The following is a 20,810-nucleotide window of genomic DNA, read 5'->3' on the forward strand; positions in this document are numbered from 1 at the left end:
AAGTACAAGTAAGAAATTAAAAAACATTTATCAAATCAGACCGAAAGCTTTATTCAGTGGAGATAAATATAGATTTATCCCGTACATTCTAATAATTATTACATGCGATACTATCTCCTTTTGCTTGTACTTTCGCCTCTCTAGTTAAATGAAATTCCTTTTCTAAATTCTTCATACACATATGGATTTTAATCTTACATAACGATATTCGTATAATTCGTTATTTTTCAGCAAAATTTTAAAAATATAATTACGAATAAAAAACTTATTTTGGGAAAGAAGATGAAGAAAATTCTTAGTATTTTCATGGTTGTTCTTCTATTCGCTGTTGAATGCGGACAGCAAAAAAGAGGAGAAAAAGGTAACAACGATAGAAGATAAAAAGCAAACTATAACAATTAAACATACTGAAGGGGAAACAAAATTAGATAAACCGGCGAAAAAAGTTGCTATACTTGGAACACCTTATTTCTTATGGTTGATGAGGAAAAGTGGGAAGAAAGTTAATTAAAAGACGACTTCATATATGTGAAGCCGTCTTTTCCTATTATGGCAGAAAATTAATATAGGCTTTGTACATAATATATATAACAAGTGAATACATGATTATATTGAATACACTTCGTTTTAAAGTTAACTTTCTCTTTAATTTCTTATCTTGTAATCTCAATTCTATTCCATTTGCTATTTTCAACCTACCTACTATTTGAAATAACTCTCTGTAATCATCAGCATTTCCCAATAATACGTATTCCTTATCATTTTTATACTTTATATGCAGAAACTCGCTTCCACCTTTACGGTCTAATATTGTTTTCATATAAGCTACTTCATTCAATACACATACCTTTAAATCAACTTCATTATAATAACGATCCATAAAAAACACATACAACCGTTTATTTGTAACGATTAACACATTATTAATACCGAAGTTCATTGCAAGAACGCCTACCCCTAATGTCATGGCTGTGCCTGTCTGCCAATTTTTCACATGATGATTTTCGGCAAGCATACTATATAAAATCTCTTCGCTTCCCTGTAACTCTTCTTGTACAACCTCATAACAACGTTTCATTAAAATTGTTTTGGTTACAGTTTCTTTTGTACGATCTATTTTCGTTTTATCTATTTTCTCATCATTTCTATAATCATCTACAAAATTATCGCTATACTGTAAGTTATTTAATTCCTGAAGTAACTTTTCTTTATTCATTCCTTTTCCCCCCCAACAGCTTCTTCAATTTCTTTCTCCCTCTTGACAGCCTGCTATATACCGTATCTCGTGTCATACCGAATTCAAGCGCTATTTCTTGTACGCTATATTCATCTAAATACCTTTTTATAAAAATTTTCTTATCTTCTTCATTCAATTCTTTAATTAAAACGTAAAAATTATAATCTCTCTCTTCTTTTGTTAAATTGACATTTTTTCTATCTTCATATCTTTCTTGCTGAAACTCTTGTAATTGATAAGCCTTATTACTTTTTCGTTTATAATCAATGGCTTTAAACTTAGCGACAGATATAAGCCAGTTTCTAAACTTCCCACGATTTTCATCATAACTACTAATGTTGTACCAAACGATTAATAAAATATCGTCAACACATTCATCCACTAACACCTTACTATGTGCCGTATCTAAAATACTATGAACTACCTTATAAATTAAATCTCCATATCGATCAATCGCTGTATGTAATGCTAACATATCTTGTTTTCGAAGACCTTCTACTATTTCTATATCCTTCACCCTTATCACCACTCTTTATCCCATTCTTTATTCATTATATATACGAATGAGCACATTCGTTTCCTGACACTTTTACAAATATTTTCTAATTGTTTTCATATTGTAGCAATGCTTAATTAATTATTTCTTGTGGAACAGGGATTATATTATCTCTCACGAATTTAATCTATGAACAAAAATAGGAGGGATAACTATGTACCAAACAATTGAAGGCTTCTTGCAATCATGGACATACGAGGCTGAGTCTACTCAGAAAATGCTTGATTCATTAACCGATGCATCTTTATCACAGGAAATTGCACCTGGGCACTGGACGTTAGGAAGAATTGCTTGGCACATCGTGACGGCAGTTCCTGTGATACTATCTGGCACAGGGCTAAAGTTTGAAGGAGAAACGAAAGATTATCCTGTTCCAACTTCTGCAAAAACAATTGCAGATGAATACCGTAAAGTAAACGCGGCTTTTGTTGAAACACTTCAAAGTAAATGGACTGATAAAGACTTAGCTACTATTAATGACTTCTTTGGTCGCCCTATGCCGAATTCTATATTTTTAATGACACTCATTAATCATCAAAATCACCACCGCGGACAAATGACGGTTTTAATGCGACAAGCTGGCTTAACAGTTCCTGGCGTATATGGCCCCGCAAAAGAAGAATGGGCTGCGGCTGGAATGGAAGCTCCTAAAATGTAACGACAAAAAAGACAAGATGTTTACATATCTTGTCTTTTTCTGTAACTTGTTTCATGTGAAACTATTTTTTCTTAATAGTTGTTTTATGGAAAAGATAGGTTAAAATGAATACATACTATGAAGAGGAGTAACCAAATTGAATACAAAGAATAAAAAAATAGCTATGGGCACTATTTTATTAACTTCTATTATTGGAGTTATTAGTGTATCTCTTTATTTCACCTATTATGGTACCCCTTGGGGAAAACAAGCAGCAATTACGGAATCAAAAGGATATATTACAAAATATTTTAATCTAGATGCAGAAGTCAAAAACACTTCTTACGATGCTAAAATGAATAGCTATGCAATCGCCTTTGAAACAAGTGGAGACGGAGAGTTTACTATCGAATATAAAAGTCCTAATAACTTTAACATTTCTCCAGGAGTGCAAAAGTATTTAAGCACACACTCTAAATTTACAGAGTAGTACCGAAACATACATATACAAAAAAGAGTTGGTGTAACGCCAACTCTTTTTCTTATTCTTTTCATACAGTTATATCTTCCTTCTCTATATTTTTAATGCCGTAATATGCAATCACAACTCCAATTGCCGCCAATGCTAGTTGAAGGGGAAGTAAAGTTGCTGTAGGAAACTCTGGGTTGGTATTCATTGCAATTGAGACAACGATAAGAGATGAAACAATTGTAGTTGGCACTGAACGTTTACGCATTCCGAAATATAATGGGATTAAACTCATCCCCGCAGTTGCAATGGCTAAAGGAACTAGTTTTATTCCTTCTTGCACCAATTGATCTACTGTGAATGAATGAGGAATAATTGAAAAACAACTATCTATCCCAAAGAAAATTCCTACTACTAAAATGTTAGATACAATAACTGTTATAAATGTTACTATCGCTGTAATAGCCAACTTACTAGCCATCATTTTCTTTCGATTAATGGGATAAGAAAACATGAGTAGTATTGTTTTATTTTTATATTCGTCAATTATTAACCTTGCTATTAATACACTACCAAAAATAATAAATGTTGCTCTTACTACTGTACTAGCCATTAACAAAATCATCTGCGGATCTCTTATTTCTGGATCTCCTTCTATTTGTGCAATGAAACTAACAAAGATTAATAATGCCAGTATAATAATATTCGCAATAACTGCTCCCCTCACATACCATCCAAACTTAAACTTCTTCAATTCTAACTTCATAAGACGTAGCATGATATTCCTCCTTCCTCCTTGGACTTAATCAATATAAATGACTCCTGTTTCACTTAAAATCTTCGCTTCATTTTTTGCATCACCAATCGTTCCTACTTTTATTTTGTCTGTATTTTTATCTTTCTTAAGTCCTTTTAAATCCACTATTACGTCAGCCGAATTACTTTTAGCCATAAGCTTCAATGATGCAGGGACACCTTTATACCGTACGCCAATATCACCTGATTTTGTTTCTATAAATAATGATTTTCCTTCTGTCATATCTTTCAGTAATACTTCCCCAGATATTGATGTGATGTTCATATTTGAGTTACTTACATTTGTTATATAGTTATCACCAGTCGTAGACTTTATATTTAATTCTTGTACTGAACTACCTTTTAAAACTAACTCTCCACTTTGCGATATAAATTCACCTTTCTCGGCTGATAGTCCTGTAATCATTTCATCTCCAGACTTGCCTTTTGTCATGATATTTTTTACTACTATATCTCTTATTTTCACATCACCCGATTTATTATTTACTACAATTTTATCTATTTCTTTCTTCGGAATAGCTATAGATATACTATTTTTCTTCCTAAACGTGAAACCATTAAAAAATCTGTTCATCTTTTGTTTTTGCTTAATCACAATTTTATTTTCATCATTTTCTATTTTGACGGGATCTATCTCTTTATCTGCTTGTTCACCTTGAGCGGAAATTACTATTTTATTAGCGTCTGTATTTTTAAATTCAAGATTCCAGTTTTCATTGTCTACTTCTATTTCTTTTATATTATTTATCTCAAAAGACTTTTCTTTCTTAAAATCTTTCCCCTGAAATACCTTAATACCAAAAACTACACTAGCAATTGTAATGAATAATATTGCAATTACTATCATTTTTTTCACTATTCATACCCCAGTTCGTTTTTGTTTTAAGCTTGCTTCACGCCACATCGATCTTGTCGATTTTACGATATGAAAGATAACTGATGAAAATTCCTAATAAACAGAGCACTATTGGGATAGCTATAAAATTAAACAGACTTACTTGACCGTTTCCAGGACCAAAGTTACTACTAATTAGCATTCCGATTATTACTGCAGAAGTAATTGTTGTGGGTGTCGATTTCTTTCTCATCCCAAAAAATAAAGGAATTAAACTTATACCAGATATCATAAATGCACTTATAAAAGTAGTTGGAACGATAGATATTATTTCACCTATCGTAGCTGGTGTTTCAATCAGTCCCATCATTGGACTCACAAAATATACAAGCAAACTGATACTGAAAGTAGCGATAATCGTGCTCACAAAACAAAAACAAAAAACAATTGTTAATTTCGCTCTCATTAGCATTTTTCGTTGCAATGGGTACATAAATAGTAGTTGCATTGTTTTGTTCTTATACTCATCAATTACTAAACGTGATAAAATGACCGAACTAAAAATAATGAATGTTATCCTAATAAAAGTGTTTATTAAAACCATTTGTTGCGTGAAGTCAAAGAAGAGCACGTCTCCCTCGGCTTTCATTCCCAACGCCATAAGGCTTACTGCAGCGAAAATTGCTATAATACAAATTGCTACCCCTTTAAAGTAACTAGATAATTTATGTTTCTTCCATTCGAGCTTCATTAATCTAAGCATACAAACCACTCCTCCATTCTTTATATAACTGTCTTTATGCTGCTAACATTCTAATTCCAGCAGTAACGAAGCTTAACATTCCTATTACTATTAGAATTAACAACCATTTCCGCTCAGGTTTTCTATAATATAAAATCCCACTTATGAACATTACGATCAATCCACTTAGTAGATTCACTAACAATCCATTAAGCATGAATGCCCTCTCCATCCATTACATTTAAGAAATATTCTTCTAAGGAACTATGTTTCTTATTAATACTTTCAATTTCCACATCGTTCATAATAAGTGCTTTTGAAATGGCCTGCTGAGACGCTAACGTATCATACACACGAATCATGGTTCCACTCATTATTTTGTAGTTTTTTATACCAAGTTTATCTTCTAAAATATAAGCTGCACGTTTCACATCAGGAACAGTGATTTCAATGTACTCTGTTTGTTTTCCGTTAATACTCTTCATTGAAACTTCTTTTATTAGTTTTCCATTTTGAATCACACCAATTGTATCGGCCATTAGTTCCATTTCACCTAAAATATGACTAGAAACTAATAATGTAATGCCATATTCTTTGCAGAGCATTTTAAATAAGTCTCGTAACTCTTTAATACCAATTGGATCTAAACCGTTAATTGGTTCATCTAAAATGAGCAATTCTGGCTTTGTCACGATTGCTCTTGCAATACCGAGTCGTTGTTTCATTCCTAATGAAAAATCTTTTACTTTTTTATTATCTACCCCTTGTAGTTTCACTAAATGTAAAGCATGGTCAATTGCATTTTTATCGTAGTAGCCCATGTATTCACAATGTAGGTCTAAGTTTTCTTTCGCCGTTAATTTATCATAAAAGATTGGGTATTCAATAATTGTCCCCATTCTTTTTAATACTTCATAAGATGTATCTGTTAATTTCTCACCGAAGATTTCAATATCACCACTCGTCGGTTTTATTAAATTTGTAATCATTTTCATAATCGTTGTTTTACCAGCACCGTTTGGTCCTAAAAAACCGTAAATTTCTCCTTTTTTCACATGCATGTTAACACCGGAAATAACTTCTTTCCCTTTAAACACTTTCGTTAACTGGTTTGTTTTTAATATATATGTCATGTTACTTTCCCCTTTCGCAATACTCTATATTTCTATAATAGACAACGGAAATCTCTTTTTTCTTACCCGTTTCTTACAAATTCCTTACGCTGAAAAAAAGCTTGTAGAATCTACTGCTCTACAAGCTAAAACTGTATCTTTGTTAATGCAATTGTAAAAATTGTTTTTTCATACGGTTTACTAGAAAGATGAATTTTTCCGTCCATCGCTTCCACAAGCCGTTTCGTAATCGTTAATCCTAGACCGCTTCCTTGGTACAATCTATTTCTTGAATCTTCAAGTGTGTACATACGCTCAAACACTTTATCAATATGAGATTCATCAATCCCTTTTCCTTTATCCCATACATCTATATACACGCCCGTGTCATCATCTCTTAACGTCATACCGAGTGCCTTTCCATCGTCTCCATATGTAATTGCATTTGATATTAAATTATTCAATACCCTACCTAATACTTCTACATTTCCAAGTGCATATATATTTCTTTCTGGTATATCAATATGAACTTGAAAACCTTTCGACGTCACTAAATCATAAAATGATAAAATCTTCTCGCGGCAAACTTCATTCATATTTATTTTTGTCATTTCAATTGCTTTGTCACCAGATTCTAATTTCGCTAAATCAAAAAACTTATGAATTAATTCCATCACTTCTAGTGTTTTCGTATGCACTTTCTCAAGTAATATTTGTTGTTCTTCTTTATTTATCGTTTTATCCTTATTTAACATTTCTGTATATCCAAGAATAACTGTTAGTGGTGTTTTCAAGTCATGCGAAATATTTGAAAGCATTTTTCTCATCGAAATTTCTACTTTTGCATGATCTGCATTCGTTTTCTGTTTTGCATCTAATAATTGATTAATCGCCACTAATAATTTTTGCAATTCTAGATCATCTGTCATAACGAGTAACGTCTCACCTGTTTTTTCATTTACAATACTTTCTAACTTTTCATATGTGTATCGTAAATTTTTACTACTATTTTTTCTCATTTTATATTGCATATAAATAACACATAACAATATAAAAATAATACCTATTAACAAATTGATCATATTACATCACTTCCAGCTTATAGCCGATGCCCCATAGCGTTTTAATATATTCTGGATTAGATGGATCACTTTCGATTTTCTCACGCAATCTTCTCATATGAACATTAATAACGTTATCGTCACCGTAATACTCTTCATTCCAAACTAACGTATATATTTGCGCTTTCGTAAATACACGATTTTGGTTCTTTACGAATAGCTTTAAAATCTCAAATTCTTTTAAAGTAAGTTTGAGAGGCTTCCCGTTTTTTTCTACAGTAAAATTAATTGGATCAATTGTTAAATCACCAATTTGAATCATTTTTTCTATTGTTTCTGTAGCCGAGTATTTCGTAGACCTCCGAATACCTGCTTTTACACGTGCAGCCAATTCAATCATAGAAAACGGCTTACAAATGTAATCATCTGCTCCAAGTCCTAATCCAACAGCTTTATCAACATCTGTATCTTTTGCCGACATCATTAAAATCGGAACTGCACTTTTTTCTCGAATGATTCGTACAACCTCTAAGCCATCTAGCTTTGGCATCATAATGTCAAGGATAATCAAATCAAATGAACCTTTTAAATATGTGTTCACGCCTTCTTCTCCATCAGACGCAATCGTAACTTGAAAGCCTTCCTTTATTAAATACTTTTCCACCATCTCTTGAATTGAGATATCATCTTCAACTAATAAAATATGATGTGACATATGTCTATCCCCTTTTTACAAACGTTAACAATCCAATTGTATCGTAACTACTACAGACTGGAAACAATTATATGAATTTTCAAACCAACTTCCCTTCCTTCCTTAACAATGATATGATGAAATTCACTACGATTGTTCATAATTAACTTTATATAAAGGAGACTTATCATGTCAGAAAACAAAAAAGTAAGCTTAGCTGATTTAATGCGTGAACAACTTGCTAAGAAAAAGCAAGGAAATGGAAATGGTCAAAATGCAAAAAATCAAAGCCAAGAAACAAAAAAATTACAAAACCAACAAACAAAGAAAACAAACAACCAACGTAGACGTACAGGTGTATAAATGAACGGACAAAAACGTTCTAATATCGCCCCCGGTCTTGAAGTTGATATTGTATTAAAACAAGATCAACGAACAGGCAAATTAACACGTGGAATTGTAAAAGATATTTTAACAAACTCCCCTTCCCATCCGCATGGCATTAAAGTGCGATTGCAGGACGGGCAAGTCGGTAGAGTACAAAATATCGTTCAATAAGAAAAGGAGCTCAAGTAAACTCGAGCTCCTTTTCTTTATTAACCTTTAATTTTCTCGATGAAAACTACTTTTAAGTAGTCTCCTTCTTTAAATTGATCAATGGTACGGAAATCTTCTGGTAAAGAATGTTCTTCTAATATTTTATATTTGCCATTCATTTCTTTAAAGGCTGTATCGATAAAGCCTTTAAACTTTTTCATATCGAATGCGCTACAATTTGTAGAAGCAACGATAATACCGTTATTTTCTGTAATAGCAATTGTTTCTTTTAATAAATTTTTATAATCTTTTGCTGCACTAAATGTATATTTTTTTGAGCGTGCAAAGCTTGGAGGATCAAGTACGACCATATCAAATTTCATTTTTTTCTTCGCTGCATATTTGAAGTAAAGAAATACATCTTCTACAATAATATCTTGCGCTTCATAATCAACTTCATTTACACTAAACTGCTCAATCGTTTTACTTAAACTACGATTTGCAAGGTCAACACTCGTCGTTTTACTCGCTCCGCCAAGCGCTGCAAATACAGAGAAAGCACCTGTATAAGAGAACATATTTAACACTGTTCTTCCTTTTGCATATTTATCACGAATTTGTTTTCGAACGTTACGTTGATCTAAAAATACCCCAACCATTGCCCCATCATTTAAATAAACCGCAAAGTTTACACCGTTCTCTTTTACGATAAGTGGGAACTCGCCGCGCTCTCCTGCTACGAAATCATCACCCTCAATATATTTCCCTTTCGTATCAAAACGCTTTTTCTCATAAATACCTTTAAAGTTTGCTACTTTTTGAAGAGCGGCTATAATCTCATCTCTGAAAGTATAAATCCCTTCACTATACCAACTTACTACATAATAGCCATCATAATAATCGATAATTAGTCCTCCAAGACCATCACCTTCACCATTCACCACACGGAATGCTGTCGTATCACTTGATTTGTAAAATTGCTTTCGTTTATGTAAGGCAGATTTGATTTTACTTTCAAAGAAAGATTGATTAATTTGTTCACTCTCTTTTCTCGTTAAAATCCAGCCGTACCCTTTATTTTGTTTTCCATAATAGCCTTTTCCGATAAATTGGTTCTTCTCATCTACTACTTTAATGATTGTTCCTTCTTCACGAACATCATTTAAATTTTGAATCGCATCTTTTAAAATAAGCGGATATCCACTTTTAATTTCTTTTATAAATTTCGGTTTTATTTTTACAGTTACTTCTGATCGCATATAATAACTTCCTTTCCATTTGCATGCTTTCTCTACAGGAAGCATTTAAAAAACGAGACTGAAAAAACAGCCTCGTTTCACTATACCATATTATTGCTTTGCTAGTACAACTCGCTCATTCTCTCGCTTAACTGCCACATATTTACTACATTTTGAACTGGAAATCTTACTGTCCAATATAATATAAAAAACTTTTATATTTCACATTTATCATTGACAATGATAATGATTTTCATTATCATTTGGTATATATGAGTTCTTGAAAATATAGCTACATTTATAGGAGGAATAAACATGATTATCGTTACAAATACAGCTAAAATTACAAAGGGAAATGGACATAAATTAATTGAGCGTTTTAATAAAGTAGGTAAAGTTGAAACGATGCCAGGCTTTTTAGGTCTAGAAGTTCTTTTAACGCAAAATACAGTTGATTATGATGAAGTAACAATTAGCACTCGCTGGAATGCAAAAGAAGATTTCCAAGGTTGGACAAAGAGCGCTGCATTTAAAGATGCTCACTCACATCAAGGCGGAATGCCAGAATATATTCTTGATAATAAAATTGCTTACTATGATGTAAAAGTTGGACGTATGCCAATGGCTGCAGCACAGTAAAAACAGTCCTTTTTTAAAGTATAGAATATGAGAAGCGTTATCTATCACTTCTCATATTCTATACTTTTTTCTTTAATTTCTTTTTTCTTTAATTTCTTTTTTCTTTAATTTCTTTTTACTAATTTTGCGTGTACAACTAGCCTTCCAGCCTCTGGATCAAGCGCATAGTCACAAGTAGAAAGTGTTACGATTTCATCATTAGCCGTCAATTCCGTATCCGTTTTGTACAGTGATTTTTCTTGAATTTCCTTTAAGAACGATGTATATGCTGCATCATTTTCAAAATCCGTTTCAATGTAATAAAAGTCCGTTGTTGTCGTGTATACTGAAAAAACTTCCACGTCGTATCCTTCAAATAATGTATCGTAATATAATTTACGATGAGACATAAAAAAGTCTTCATCCAACATCTTTTTTAAACTACCAAACATAGAACCGTCTTTCATACGATGGCCATATAAAATCGTATTTCGATTTTGAGATTTCACATCATTACGATGGTCCATAAAAATGCTTCCCGCTCTCATATCTTCACCTTTATAATTACGAAATAAATAGTAATCATTATCTTTTGCTTGAACGATTGGATAATTAATTTGTGTATCATCCATCGTAATCCATCCGACTATCTCTGGATTAATTTTCTGGAGATCCTGAAACTGTTTACGTACCTCTCCATCTTCTGATTTTTCTTCCATTGGACTTCTTTTATAAATATGTTGTGCCTCAGCCATTACTTTACGATTTTCATAATAATCCATGAAAATCCCGCCCAACTCATACATTGAATAGAAAAAGATTCCTAAAAACACAATTGTAAGTATGCGTTGAAAAAAAGAATTCTTTTTCCGTCCTTTCTTACTATTCAAATTATCACCTCAAAACGGATTATGCTCATCCTTTAGATTCCCATAGGTACCATGTACAATCCGGTATCTTCATCCTGCTTTACAATGACATCTACACCATATATTGCTTTAACCATTTCTTCTGTTATTACATCATTAGGATTACCTTTCGTAATGATTTCTCCATCTTTCATAACGATAATATGGTGGCTATAACGAATGGCTTGATTAATATCATGTAATACCATTACAATCGTTAGTCCATGCACTTCATTTAACTCTTTCACTAACTCTAATATTTCTAGCTGATAGTAAATATCTAAATATGTGGTCGGCTCATCTAAGAAGAGCATTGGTGTATTTTGAGCTAATGTCATTGCGATCCAAACTCGCTGCCTCTCTCCACCAGATAAAGCATAAATTGGCTTATCACGCTTACTTTGTAAATTCGTACATACTAGCGCACGCTCAATCGCTTCTCTATCTTCATCTGTTTGCGGAGAGAATATATTTTTATATGGCATACGCCCGAAGCTTATTAGCTTTTCCACTGTAATATCTGCTGGAGCCTCATTTTGTTGATGGACAACCGCTAGTTTTCTAGCAAACTCTTTCGGTTTATATTCACTAATCGCTTTCCCATCAAGTATTACTTCTCCACTGCTAGGAGCGTGGTTTCTAGACATGACACTAAGTAATGTTGATTTCCCACATCCATTCGGTCCAATGATTGTTGTAATTTTCCCAATTTCTATTTCACTACTAACAGACTTTAATCGATTTGTTACGTTATCGTATGAAAAGGTTACATTTTTAATTTCCATGAACTTTATCACTCTTTCCAAGCAAGAATATTAAGAATGGACCACCAATAACCGCCATAATTGTTGCTGCTGGAATTTCGTTAGGTGGCACAATTAACCTTCCAATCGTATCTGCCGTCAAAATTAATAACGCCCCTGCAAGAGCAGAAAATGGAATTAATACTTTATGGTCTGAACCGACTAATTGTCTTGAAATATGCGGAACTAGTAATCCTACAAAAGCAATAACACCTGCAATCGCTGTTGATACTGCCGCTAAGAGTACTGCAATGGCAGAAATAATAAGACGAACTCTCGTCACGTGCAAGCCTAAGTTTTTCGCAGTCTTATCTTGTAGCGATAATAAGTTACACCAAGCTCCTACGAACAGAGCAAGAATAAGACCAATCGTTCCATAAGTCACCATTATTTCTACATCGCCCCACGTCTTCATTGTTATGTTAGAAGTCGTCGTTTGCTTAATACTCTTAATAAAATATCCACAAATCGTAACGAATGATTCATTTAATCCAGTAAACATTGCATTAATGGCAATACCAATTAAAATAATGCGAAGCGGGCTTAATCCTGCTTTCCATGAAAACGAATAAACGAGATAACATGCAAGCGCACCACCTAAAAAGGCGAATACGGGTGTCCAGAAAAAGAATTGCGGGAACAACGTAATAATAACGAGTGTCATAAAACTTGCTCCTGAAGATATACCGATTACCCCAGCATCAGCGAGTGGATTTTTCATAACAGCTTGAAAAAGCACACCTGAAACAGCGAGAGCCGCTCCAGTGAACAACGCAATAATAATACGCGGAAAACGTAAATCTTTAATGACTTCAACATCTTCATTTCCACCTGTAAATATCCCTTGTACAAGTTCAACAATACCTACTTCTAAACTACCTTTCATCGCTGACAATGATGTCATAACAATAAGCAATGCAGTAACAATGAGGAAACTCCAAGTTTTTTTATTCATTCTACTCTTCCTTTATATTAAAATGCATCACGGATACATCATTTTTTTCAATTCATCTAATGCTTCAATTGCTGCTAAATTACCTGTCGTTCCAAATAAACGCTCTTCTAAATCGTAAACACGGTTATTTTTAACCGCAGCAAAGTGTTTCCAAATATCATTTGTTTTAAATTCTTTATCAAACATTTTTACAACTTCATCAGGCATACCATGAGCTGCTCGTAAAATAATATCTGGATCAGCTTTCTTTAAATACTCTGTATTAGAAGCTAAATATTCTACTTGTTCACCTTGCACAATATTTTTACCACCTAGTTGTTTCACTAAATCTCCAATATAAGAATGCTCTGTTGCTACTAAATAACTTCCCGGCACACCTAATAAAATAAGCACTGTCGGTTCTTTCTTTCCTTTTACTTCTTTTTGAATGCTAGCAACCTTTTTATCTAATTTAGTTACTACTGCTTCGGCCTGTTTTTCACGCCCATATTTCTTACCTAAATCGCTAATAGAACTTTGCATATTTTTCAAACTCGTTAAATCTAAAAAGTTTGCTTTCATACCCACACCATCAAAAACTGGCTTTAATTCATATTCAAGTGTTGTCACAGATAACACTTCTGAAGGCTTTAATGACTTTACCTTTTCCATATCTGGACTCATTGGATTCCCAACTTCAGGTAAACCTTTATATCGCTTCGGTAAAGTTTTAGAACTTGTTGGAACGCCGACTAAATCTACTTCTAACGCATCCATAATTTCAGTAACAGCCACTGTTGTTGCAACAACGTGCTCTTTACTTTCACTCTTTACCTGCTTTGCTGATTCTTTTTTTGGTGATGAGCACCCGGCTATACCCATTAACAAAATGATAGCCATTAGTACACTTGCAATTTTCTTCACTCTCAATCACCACTCCTTTCCATACAATATGAAACAAGTCTTGATGCACGCGAACATGCATCAAGACTCCAAAAATTACAATCTACCTGCTCTATATTTACGAACTAGTAAAGCAAGTGAACCTAGCAGTAACACCATGTATAAACCAAGTTGTGCTGTATCTGCAGTTTTTGAGTTTTTCTCTTTTTTTGAATCATTTTTTGTATCTTCTTTTTTCTTCTGACCATCTGCATTTCGGTTAAAATCAGGAGTACCTACTGTTTTTACATTATCTACTTTCGGTGTAGTCACTGGATTTTTCGGTTCATTTTTCGGTTCCTCTTTAATAGTTCCTAACGCGCCGATATTATTTGTATCAAATTGAATTTGTACATCGTAGAAATGATGGTAGTTCATCTCATCGATGTCTACCTTTACTTTTGCGTTTAATTTTTTAAATAGATCTTCTACTTCAAACTGTACTACTCGCGTATTTGCATTTTTATCTTCGCTTACTACTTTCGCATCAGTGAATAGTTCATTGTTTTCCGCTTGGAATTTCGTAATCCACGCACTATTTTTCAGCGTCATCTCAATATATTTTTTACCATCTTTTACGATTAATTTCGCTGGATTTACAACATAGTCATTCATCTTTGAAATCTCATCTGTTTTATCTTTTAATACTTTAAATGTAATATCATATTGGCCATCTACTAAATTTTCCGGATCAACTATTACTCTCGGTTTATTATTTTCATCTTGGTTGTTGTTTCCACCTTGGTTGTCGTTTTCACCTTGGTTGTCGTTTCCGCCTTGGTTGTCGTTTCCGCCTTGGTTGTCGTTTCCGCCTTGGTTGTTGTTTCCGCCTTGGTTGTTGTTTCCGCCTTGGTTGTTGTTTCCGCCTTGGCTATCTAACGGCTTAATGCTACCTTTATCAAATGCAAATTGAATATCGTAAAAATGGTGATAATTCATTGAATCGATATCTACTTTTACTTTTGCATTTAACTTTTTTGATAAATCTGGTACTTCTACTTCCACTACGCGTGTATCAGCTTTTTTATCTTCACTTATTACATGTGCATCAACAAACGAACCATTTTTCTCAAATTCAAATTTTGTAATCCAAGAACTGTTCGTTAACGTAAATGATACATACTTCTTACCATCTTTTACTTTTAGCACACCTGGACTTTTTGTATATGTGTTCATCATTGAAATTTCGTCTGTTTGATCTTTTAATGCTTTGAAATTGATGCTGTATTCACCATCTTTAATTGTTTCAGCATCTGGTTTTTTATTTTCATCTGGTTTTTCTACTTCTGGTTTTTCTACTTCCGGTTTTTCTACTTCCGGTTTTTCTACTTCCGGTTTTTCTACTTCTGGTTTTTCTGCTTCCGGTTTTTCTGCTTCCGGTTTTTCTACTTCTGGTTGTTTCTCTTCATTTTTAATTTGTTCAAGTTTATCTTGTTCAAATAAAAGTTGTACATCATGCGTTTGCTTATAATTTCTTGATGCCATTTCGATAAATACTTTTGTATTTAGTTTTTTAGATAAATCGTTTACTTCAAACTCTACTACTCTTGTATCTTTTTCCTTATCCTCACTCACTACTTTTGCATCAACAAATGCGCCATCTTTTTCCGTTTGGAAATTTTTAATTAATGAGCTACTTTTTAATGTTACAATTGCTTTTTTCTTACCGTTTTCTACTTTTAATACTCCTGGATTTACCATGTAAGTATTCATCTTAGATTCTTCATCTGTTTGATTTTTTAACACTTTAAATGGAATGCTGTACGCACCATCTGTAATTGTGTTAGAATTTGGTTGTTGATCTGGGTCAGGCTTTTGGTCGGGCTTCTGACTTGGATCCGGTTTTTCATTTGGATCTGGCTTATTAGCTGGGTCCTCTTTTTCATTTGGTTGTTCCACATGAATTGGTGTAATACTATTTTGATCAAATGCAATACGAACGTCGTACTCATGATGATAATTTAAAAAATCAATATCTACTTTTACTTTTGCATTTAATACCTTCTCTACATCTTCTACATCAAATTCTACTACTCTTGTATCTTTTTCTTTATCTTCACTAATTATATTTGTCGCAACTAGCTTACCTGCTTTTTCTGTTTCAAACTTCGTAATCCATGAACTATTCGTTAATGTAAAGGATACTTTCTTTTTCCCATCCTTCACTTTTAAAGTCCCTGGGCTTACTGAATATTGATTCATCATCGATTCTTCATCTGATGTATCTTTTAAAACTTTGAACCCAATTGAATATTCACCGTCAGCCAACTTGGTAGCTGCTTGAACTGCAAGTGGTTGTAATGTTGATACGAATGTAAATATCATTAAAAACATAGCAACAATAATTTTTGTATACCTGTTCAATGGAACGACTCTCCCTTTTGAAAATTATTTAATACTGCTCCCATCAAATACAAAGCGAATATCATATGAAGCATTATAATTAATAATTGGAATATTAATTTTCACCTTTCCATTTAGTTTTTTTGACAAGTCAGCAACTTCAAATTCTACTACTCTAGTATTATCTTTTTTGTTTTCACTTAACACGTTTGTTTCTACAAATTGACCATCTTTTTCTACTTGGAAACTTTTAATAGAAGCACTATCTTTCACTTTAAATGAAACATATTGTTTTCCATTTTTAACTGTTAATGTTGCTGGGCTTTCAAAATAACTATTCATTCTAGACGATTCATCTTTATCGCCTTTCCATACAGTAAAAGCAATATTATATTTTCCATTAGCTAGTTTTGTAGCAGCCTTTGCATCTTGTAAACCTAGTGTTGCGATAAACGTAAATAAAACAGCAAATACAGCAATAATCATTTTAAATTGTTTAAACATATATTCATCACCCTTCAAAAGATTTATTTACTCAACTTCACTTTACGAATTAAGAAAGCACCTGAAATAAGAATTAACGCTACAAACAATCCAATACGTGCTTCATCGCCTGTTTTTGGGTTATCTGTTTTTTCAGCTTTTCCATTTTCATTTTTTGTTTCTTTGTTCACTTCTTTAGCTGTTTCCTTACTCTCTACTTTTGTTTTCTCTTCTTTTACTTGTGTATCTGTTTTCGCTTGATCATTATTTTTTGTTGTAGCAGCTACGCCGTTATCGCCACCTACAGCTTTTACATTTGCATCAAAAGCAAAACGAATTGTGTAGTGGTGGTCATAGTTTGCATTTGGTACAACAACATGAATTTTTACAGCTGCCGGTTTGGATAAATCATCTACTTTAAACTCTACTGTTCTTTTATCTGCCGATTCATCTTTACTAACAGCTTTCGCATCAACAAAATTCCCATTCTCTGGTGCTTTAAATTCTGTAATCCAAGCACTATGATTCATCGGAACTTGTACTCTCATCTCACCGTTTTTCACTATTAATTTTGCCGGCTTTTCAAAATAGTCATTTGCCATTGAAGCTGAATCATTTTCCGCTTTTTGAATTACGTAATTAATATCGTAAGTACCATCAGCTAGTTTTGCTGAAGCATTCCCGTATGGCATTACAAGAAAAGCTAGCATACATACGAACGTTATAATAAAAGCGGGTAATACAGAAACCTTTTTCATTTTTCTTGTTTCCTCCTTGCTTATCTTTCATTTCACTTTTTGAAAATGATAATTATTCTCAATTTATAAGAAAAAAATAATCTCTTCTACCTATTATTTAATTAGCATTCTTTTATGTAACATAAGTATTATTGATTATCATTCTCATTTAATATTAAAAATAATATCTCACCCTATTCCTTATACGAAGGCATAGAAACTGAGAAAAAATGATAAAACGCATTTATTGATTATCATTCTCAATTCAAATCAAAAAAATAAACTATCTCTTCTCCTCTTCTTTCACCTCTTCCCATAACAACACTATAGTTATAGAAACCCCTTTTCCCTCACTTCCCTTCCAATATTTCCACAACTAAGTCAATCTTAGCCTACTCATAATTTTTTTGTCAACTATATTACGTATAAAATTTTTAATATCTGAATTTCTCTATATGCGGCTTTTTTTACAAAAAAAGAGACTTTCTATAATAGAAAGCCTCTTTTCTCTATTTTTCTACAGCAATTTCCTGCTTTTGAAACTTAGAAACTATATAACCAAATCCTATACCGATTATGCCTGGAACTAACCAACCAATTCCTACACTATATAATGGAATCTTATCTAAAATAGGTGCTAGCGCTGCAATTTGAAGGTTTGCATTGTGTAATCCATCAAAGAAACTTATTGCAAATGCTCCTACAATCCCGCCCACATACATCGCTAATGGAAGACGAACGTAGTTTTCAACAAGTGATAATACGATAAGTACGATTCCAATTGGATAAATTGCGATTAAGATTGGTAATGCTAATGCATTTAACTGAGTTAACCCAAGATTTGCTACCATAAATGCTAATACACAGAAAATGAAAACGACTTTTTGATAAGAAAGCTTTGGTAATAAGGAAGAGAAGTAATCACCACAAGCTGCAACAATACCTACAGAAGTTGTTAAACATGCTGCTGTAATTGCGATCCCTAGTAATAAAGTTCCGTAGCTACCAAATAAATGATTCACGACATTTGTTAAAATAATTCCTCCGTTTGCGCCCATTCCAAGTGACACACTAGAAGCTCCAAGATAAGCAAGTGCTAAATACACAAGTAGTAGACCAAGCGCTGCAATAAATCCTGCAAAGATTGTTACTTTTGCAATACTGTTTTTATTTGTAATTCCTTTTTCTTTTAACGCATGAATTACAACATTTCCGAATACCAGTGCTGCAAGTCCATCTAAAGTTAAATATCCATCAATAAATCCTTTAAAGAGAGGAGCACTATACGCTTCTGTCGGTGCACCAAATTCTCCAATTGGTGTAATAAGTGCTTTACCTACGATAATTGCAATAACAGCTAATAATATTGGAGTTAGCACCTTACCAATACGACCCACTAATTTCGAAGGATTTAAAGCTAAATAGAAAGTGACTGCAAAGAAAATAAGTGTAAAGATAACAAGTGGATATGACTGACCAGCTATCTCACTTGGTAAAAACGGTGCAACACTCATCTCATAAGCTACTGTTCCTGTACGCGGCACACTTACGAATACGCCTAAACATAAATAAATTGCAGTGATAAAAACAAGTGCGAATATAGGATGTACACGTCCTGCTAGCTCATTAATATCTCCCTTTAAAGCTATAACAATTACTCCTAATAAAGGTAGTCCAACGCCTGTTACGATAAAACCAAACAGCGCGATCCATACGTCCGTTCCAGCACCTTGCCCTAACGCTGGTGGAAAAATCATATTACCTGCACCAAAAAACAGTGCAAATAACATTAAACTTATTGCAAACATCTCCGAAAACTTTAAAGATGATTTCATTTCTACTAACCTCCTAAAATAATAAATTAACAAAATATTCTGAATTAAAATCCGTCACATATCCTCTTTCAAGCATACTTCCCCGTAAAAGAACGCAAAAAACACCCGTCCCTAACAAAGGGACGAGTGTTGAAATCGTGGTTCCACCCTTATTCTAATAAAATGAATTTATAACGAAATAAGCTCATTTTATAGCTCGTGTAAATTGATAACGGTTTTATCCGCCAAGAATTACAATGCATCATGTATGCAGTTCACTCTTGAAGTTTAGAGGTGGTAAGCTTGTCTTTTCGTATTAGGAAGCTCACAGCCTAAGGCTTCCCTCTCTGAGAATCGTAAAATACAACTCATGTCCTCATCATTACTTTTATAAAATATCTTGTCGAAACTTGTTGTTTTTTATTATATGGGCTATTTTTTAAAAAATCAATAGTTTTATTTTTTCTGACAAAAAAAATATAGGGAGAAAATTTTCCCTCCCTATAACTGCCCTATTAAAATTTCTAACTCTTCAGCTGTAACGCTCCGCCACTTTCCAACTTCAAGCTCATTTAGCTCTATATTCATAATGCGTACTCGCTTTAGCTTTATTACAGTAAACCCGAAAGCTCGACTCATTCTACGAATTTGCCTGTTCATTCCTTGCGTTAAAACGATACGAAATGTTGATTGATCGACTCTTGTCACTTTGCACGGCTTCGTCATTCCATCTTTAATCTTTACACCGCTGGACATCTCATCAATAAACCAGTCCGTAAAAGGTTTATCGACTGTGACAACATATTCCTTCTCGTGCTCATGATCACCATGTAAAATTCGATTCGCAATGCCGCCGTCATTCGTTAATAGGATAAGTCCTTCCGATGCTTTATCTAATCGTCCAACTGGAAAGATTCGCTCTGGATAATTGATATAATCAATAATATTATCTTCAATATGATCAGCTGCTGTACAAGTAATTCCGACTGGTTTATGAAAGGCTATGTACACCTTTTCTTTCTCTTCTTTTACAATAACTTGCCCATCAATCGTTACAACATCACCATCGCTCACAAGTTCACCGTGCGTACATATTTCACCATTAATAGCCACGCGTCCAGCTTTAATGAGGCGATCTGTTTCACGTCTGGAGCATGATTTTGCTTCGCTTATGTATTGGTTGATTTTCATGTTCTATTCCTTTTCACATATATTAAAAGCGTCAATCTATGGCAATATAATTCTGCCACGATTGACGCTTTTTCACTTCGCAAAAACAACTAAATAAATAACC

General features: G+C 33.3%; 24 protein-coding genes, 1 pseudogene and 1 other annotated feature. Of the genes and pseudogenes, 6 read left to right on the forward strand and 19 right to left on the reverse strand.

What is annotated here, in order from left to right; genetic code table 11:
• Positions 1–282: 282 nt before the first annotated feature.
• Positions 283–469 (forward strand): annotated as a pseudogene (locus N2V80_RS22580) (ABC transporter substrate-binding protein); the annotation flags it as partial.
• Positions 470–547: 78 nt separating this feature from the next.
• Here N2V80_RS22580 and N2V80_RS22585 read toward each other — a convergent pair.
• Both N2V80_RS22585 and N2V80_RS22590 read right to left on the reverse strand, forming a co-directional pair.
• Positions 548–1,216 (reverse strand): hypothetical protein, encoded by a 669-nt coding sequence (locus N2V80_RS22585; protein WP_001031138.1) that lies wholly within the window; start codon positions 1,214–1,216, stop codon positions 548–550.
• Complete coding sequence (locus N2V80_RS22590) at positions 1,209–1,754, reverse strand: sigma-70 family RNA polymerase sigma factor (RefSeq protein ID WP_000651615.1); 546 nt, start codon at positions 1,752–1,754, stop codon at positions 1,209–1,211. Before N2V80_RS22590 ends, N2V80_RS22585 begins: the two co-directional genes overlap by 8 nt.
• 193 nt (positions 1,755–1,947) lie before the next feature.
• Here N2V80_RS22590 and N2V80_RS22595 point away from each other — a divergent pair, with 193 nt between their 5' ends.
• Together N2V80_RS22595 and N2V80_RS22600 are read left to right on the forward strand one after the other, a co-directional pair.
• Entirely contained in the window at positions 1,948–2,451 is a 504-nt protein-coding gene (locus tag N2V80_RS22595) for a DinB family protein (protein WP_000284977.1), read from the forward strand.
• Positions 2,452–2,587: 136 nt separating this feature from the next.
• Positions 2,588–2,920 (forward strand): YfjL-like protein, encoded by a 333-nt coding sequence (locus N2V80_RS22600; RefSeq protein WP_061654510.1) that lies wholly within the window; start codon positions 2,588–2,590, stop codon positions 2,918–2,920.
• A 61-nt stretch (positions 2,921–2,981) separates the two neighbouring features.
• On the opposite strand, the gene N2V80_RS22605 is transcribed toward N2V80_RS22600, so the two are convergent.
• From N2V80_RS22605 to N2V80_RS22635, 7 genes are all read right to left on the reverse strand, one after another.
• On the reverse strand, positions 2,982–3,677 hold the full coding sequence (locus N2V80_RS22605) for an ABC transporter permease (protein ID WP_000945178.1): 696 nt from the start codon (positions 3,675–3,677) through the stop codon (positions 2,982–2,984).
• A gap of 24 nt (positions 3,678–3,701) precedes the next feature.
• Entirely contained in the window at positions 3,702–4,571 is an 870-nt protein-coding gene (locus tag N2V80_RS22610) for a DUF4097 family beta strand repeat-containing protein (protein WP_061654511.1), read from the reverse strand.
• A gap of 37 nt (positions 4,572–4,608) precedes the next feature.
• Entirely contained in the window at positions 4,609–5,313 is a 705-nt protein-coding gene (locus tag N2V80_RS22615; protein ID WP_000945211.1) for an ABC transporter permease, read from the reverse strand.
• A gap of 34 nt (positions 5,314–5,347) precedes the next feature.
• Positions 5,348–5,509 (reverse strand): hypothetical protein, encoded by a 162-nt coding sequence (locus N2V80_RS22620; RefSeq protein WP_000931763.1) that lies wholly within the window; start codon positions 5,507–5,509, stop codon positions 5,348–5,350.
• Entirely contained in the window at positions 5,502–6,425 is a 924-nt protein-coding gene (locus N2V80_RS22625; protein WP_000221066.1) for an ABC transporter ATP-binding protein, read from the reverse strand. Before N2V80_RS22625 ends, N2V80_RS22620 begins: the two co-directional genes overlap by 8 nt.
• Before the next feature lie 125 nt (positions 6,426–6,550).
• Positions 6,551–7,486 (reverse strand): HAMP domain-containing histidine kinase, encoded by a 936-nt coding sequence (locus N2V80_RS22630; protein WP_000609139.1) that lies wholly within the window; start codon positions 7,484–7,486, stop codon positions 6,551–6,553.
• A 1-nt stretch (position 7,487) separates the two neighbouring features.
• The gene (locus tag N2V80_RS22635) at positions 7,488–8,180 is read right to left on the reverse strand and encodes a response regulator transcription factor (RefSeq protein WP_000018029.1); all 693 of its coding nucleotides are present in this window, start codon (positions 8,178–8,180) and stop codon (positions 7,488–7,490) included.
• 168 nt (positions 8,181–8,348) lie between these two features.
• On the opposite strand from N2V80_RS22635, the gene N2V80_RS22640 reads away from it, so the two are divergent.
• The gene (locus N2V80_RS22640; protein WP_001293578.1) at positions 8,349–8,522 is read left to right on the forward strand and encodes a hypothetical protein; all 174 of its coding nucleotides are present in this window, start codon (positions 8,349–8,351) and stop codon (positions 8,520–8,522) included.
• Positions 8,523–8,717 (forward strand): YwbE family protein, encoded by a 195-nt coding sequence (locus tag N2V80_RS22645; protein WP_001014310.1) that lies wholly within the window; start codon positions 8,523–8,525, stop codon positions 8,715–8,717. It abuts the gene before it with no gap.
• Between the two features lie 38 nt (positions 8,718–8,755).
• Here N2V80_RS22645 and N2V80_RS22650 read toward each other — a convergent pair whose 3' ends face one another.
• Positions 8,756–9,955, reverse strand: a complete 1,200-nt coding sequence (locus tag N2V80_RS22650; protein ID WP_001255971.1) for a class I SAM-dependent rRNA methyltransferase — start codon at positions 9,953–9,955, stop codon at positions 8,756–8,758.
• Positions 9,956–10,249: 294 nt separating this feature from the next.
• On the opposite strand from N2V80_RS22650, the gene isdG reads away from it, so the two are divergent.
• Positions 10,250–10,573 carry a heme oxygenase gene (isdG, locus tag N2V80_RS22655; protein WP_061654512.1) on the forward strand — a complete coding sequence of 108 codons (324 nt, stop codon included), beginning with the start codon at positions 10,250–10,252 and terminating at the stop codon, positions 10,571–10,573.
• Between the two features lie 104 nt (positions 10,574–10,677).
• Here isdG and srtB read toward each other — a convergent pair whose 3' ends face one another.
• The 9 genes from srtB to N2V80_RS22700 all read right to left on the reverse strand — a co-directional run bounded on the left by srtB (position 10,678) and on the right by N2V80_RS22700 (position 20,707).
• On the reverse strand, positions 10,678–11,442 hold the full coding sequence (srtB, locus tag N2V80_RS22660; protein ID WP_001086122.1) for a class B sortase: 765 nt from the start codon (positions 11,440–11,442) through the stop codon (positions 10,678–10,680).
• A 32-nt stretch (positions 11,443–11,474) separates the two neighbouring features.
• On the reverse strand, positions 11,475–12,245 hold the full coding sequence (locus tag N2V80_RS22665; protein WP_061654513.1) for an ABC transporter ATP-binding protein: 771 nt from the start codon (positions 12,243–12,245) through the stop codon (positions 11,475–11,477).
• The gene (locus N2V80_RS22670; protein WP_061654514.1) at positions 12,235–13,218 is read right to left on the reverse strand and encodes a FecCD family ABC transporter permease; all 984 of its coding nucleotides are present in this window, start codon (positions 13,216–13,218) and stop codon (positions 12,235–12,237) included. Before N2V80_RS22670 ends, N2V80_RS22665 begins: the two co-directional genes overlap by 11 nt.
• A 27-nt stretch (positions 13,219–13,245) precedes the next feature.
• A complete protein-coding gene (gene isdE, locus N2V80_RS22675; protein WP_002101379.1) occupies positions 13,246–14,127 on the reverse strand; it encodes a heme ABC transporter substrate-binding protein IsdE in 882 nt (293 codons plus the stop codon).
• A 69-nt stretch (positions 14,128–14,196) separates the two neighbouring features.
• Positions 14,197–16,503, reverse strand: coding sequence for an NEAT domain-containing protein (locus tag N2V80_RS22680; RefSeq protein WP_061654515.1), 2,307 nt, complete (start codon positions 16,501–16,503; stop codon positions 14,197–14,199).
• 24 nt (positions 16,504–16,527) lie between these two features.
• Complete coding sequence (locus tag N2V80_RS22685) at positions 16,528–16,986, reverse strand: NEAT domain-containing protein (protein ID WP_061654516.1); 459 nt, start codon at positions 16,984–16,986, stop codon at positions 16,528–16,530.
• Between the two features lie 23 nt (positions 16,987–17,009).
• Positions 17,010–17,723 (reverse strand): heme uptake protein IsdC, encoded by a 714-nt coding sequence (isdC, locus tag N2V80_RS22690; protein ID WP_000757942.1) that lies wholly within the window; start codon positions 17,721–17,723, stop codon positions 17,010–17,012.
• 488 nt (positions 17,724–18,211) lie between these two features.
• Positions 18,212–19,537, reverse strand: coding sequence for a branched-chain amino acid transport system II carrier protein BrnQ6 (gene brnQ6, locus N2V80_RS22695; RefSeq protein WP_000842650.1), 1,326 nt, complete (start codon positions 19,535–19,537; stop codon positions 18,212–18,214).
• Positions 19,538–19,652: 115 nt separating this feature from the next.
• Positions 19,653–19,908 (reverse strand) — a binding site (T-box leader).
• A 109-nt stretch (positions 19,909–20,017) separates the two neighbouring features.
• The gene (locus N2V80_RS22700; protein WP_000700746.1) at positions 20,018–20,707 is read right to left on the reverse strand and encodes a 23S rRNA pseudouridine(2604) synthase RluF; all 690 of its coding nucleotides are present in this window, start codon (positions 20,705–20,707) and stop codon (positions 20,018–20,020) included.
• Positions 20,708–20,810: the final 103 nt, after the last annotated feature.

It is taken from the genome of Bacillus sp. FSL W8-0640, assembly GCF_038007725.1.
Lineage (GTDB): Bacteria > Bacillota > Bacilli > Bacillales > Bacillaceae_G > Bacillus_A > Bacillus_A cereus.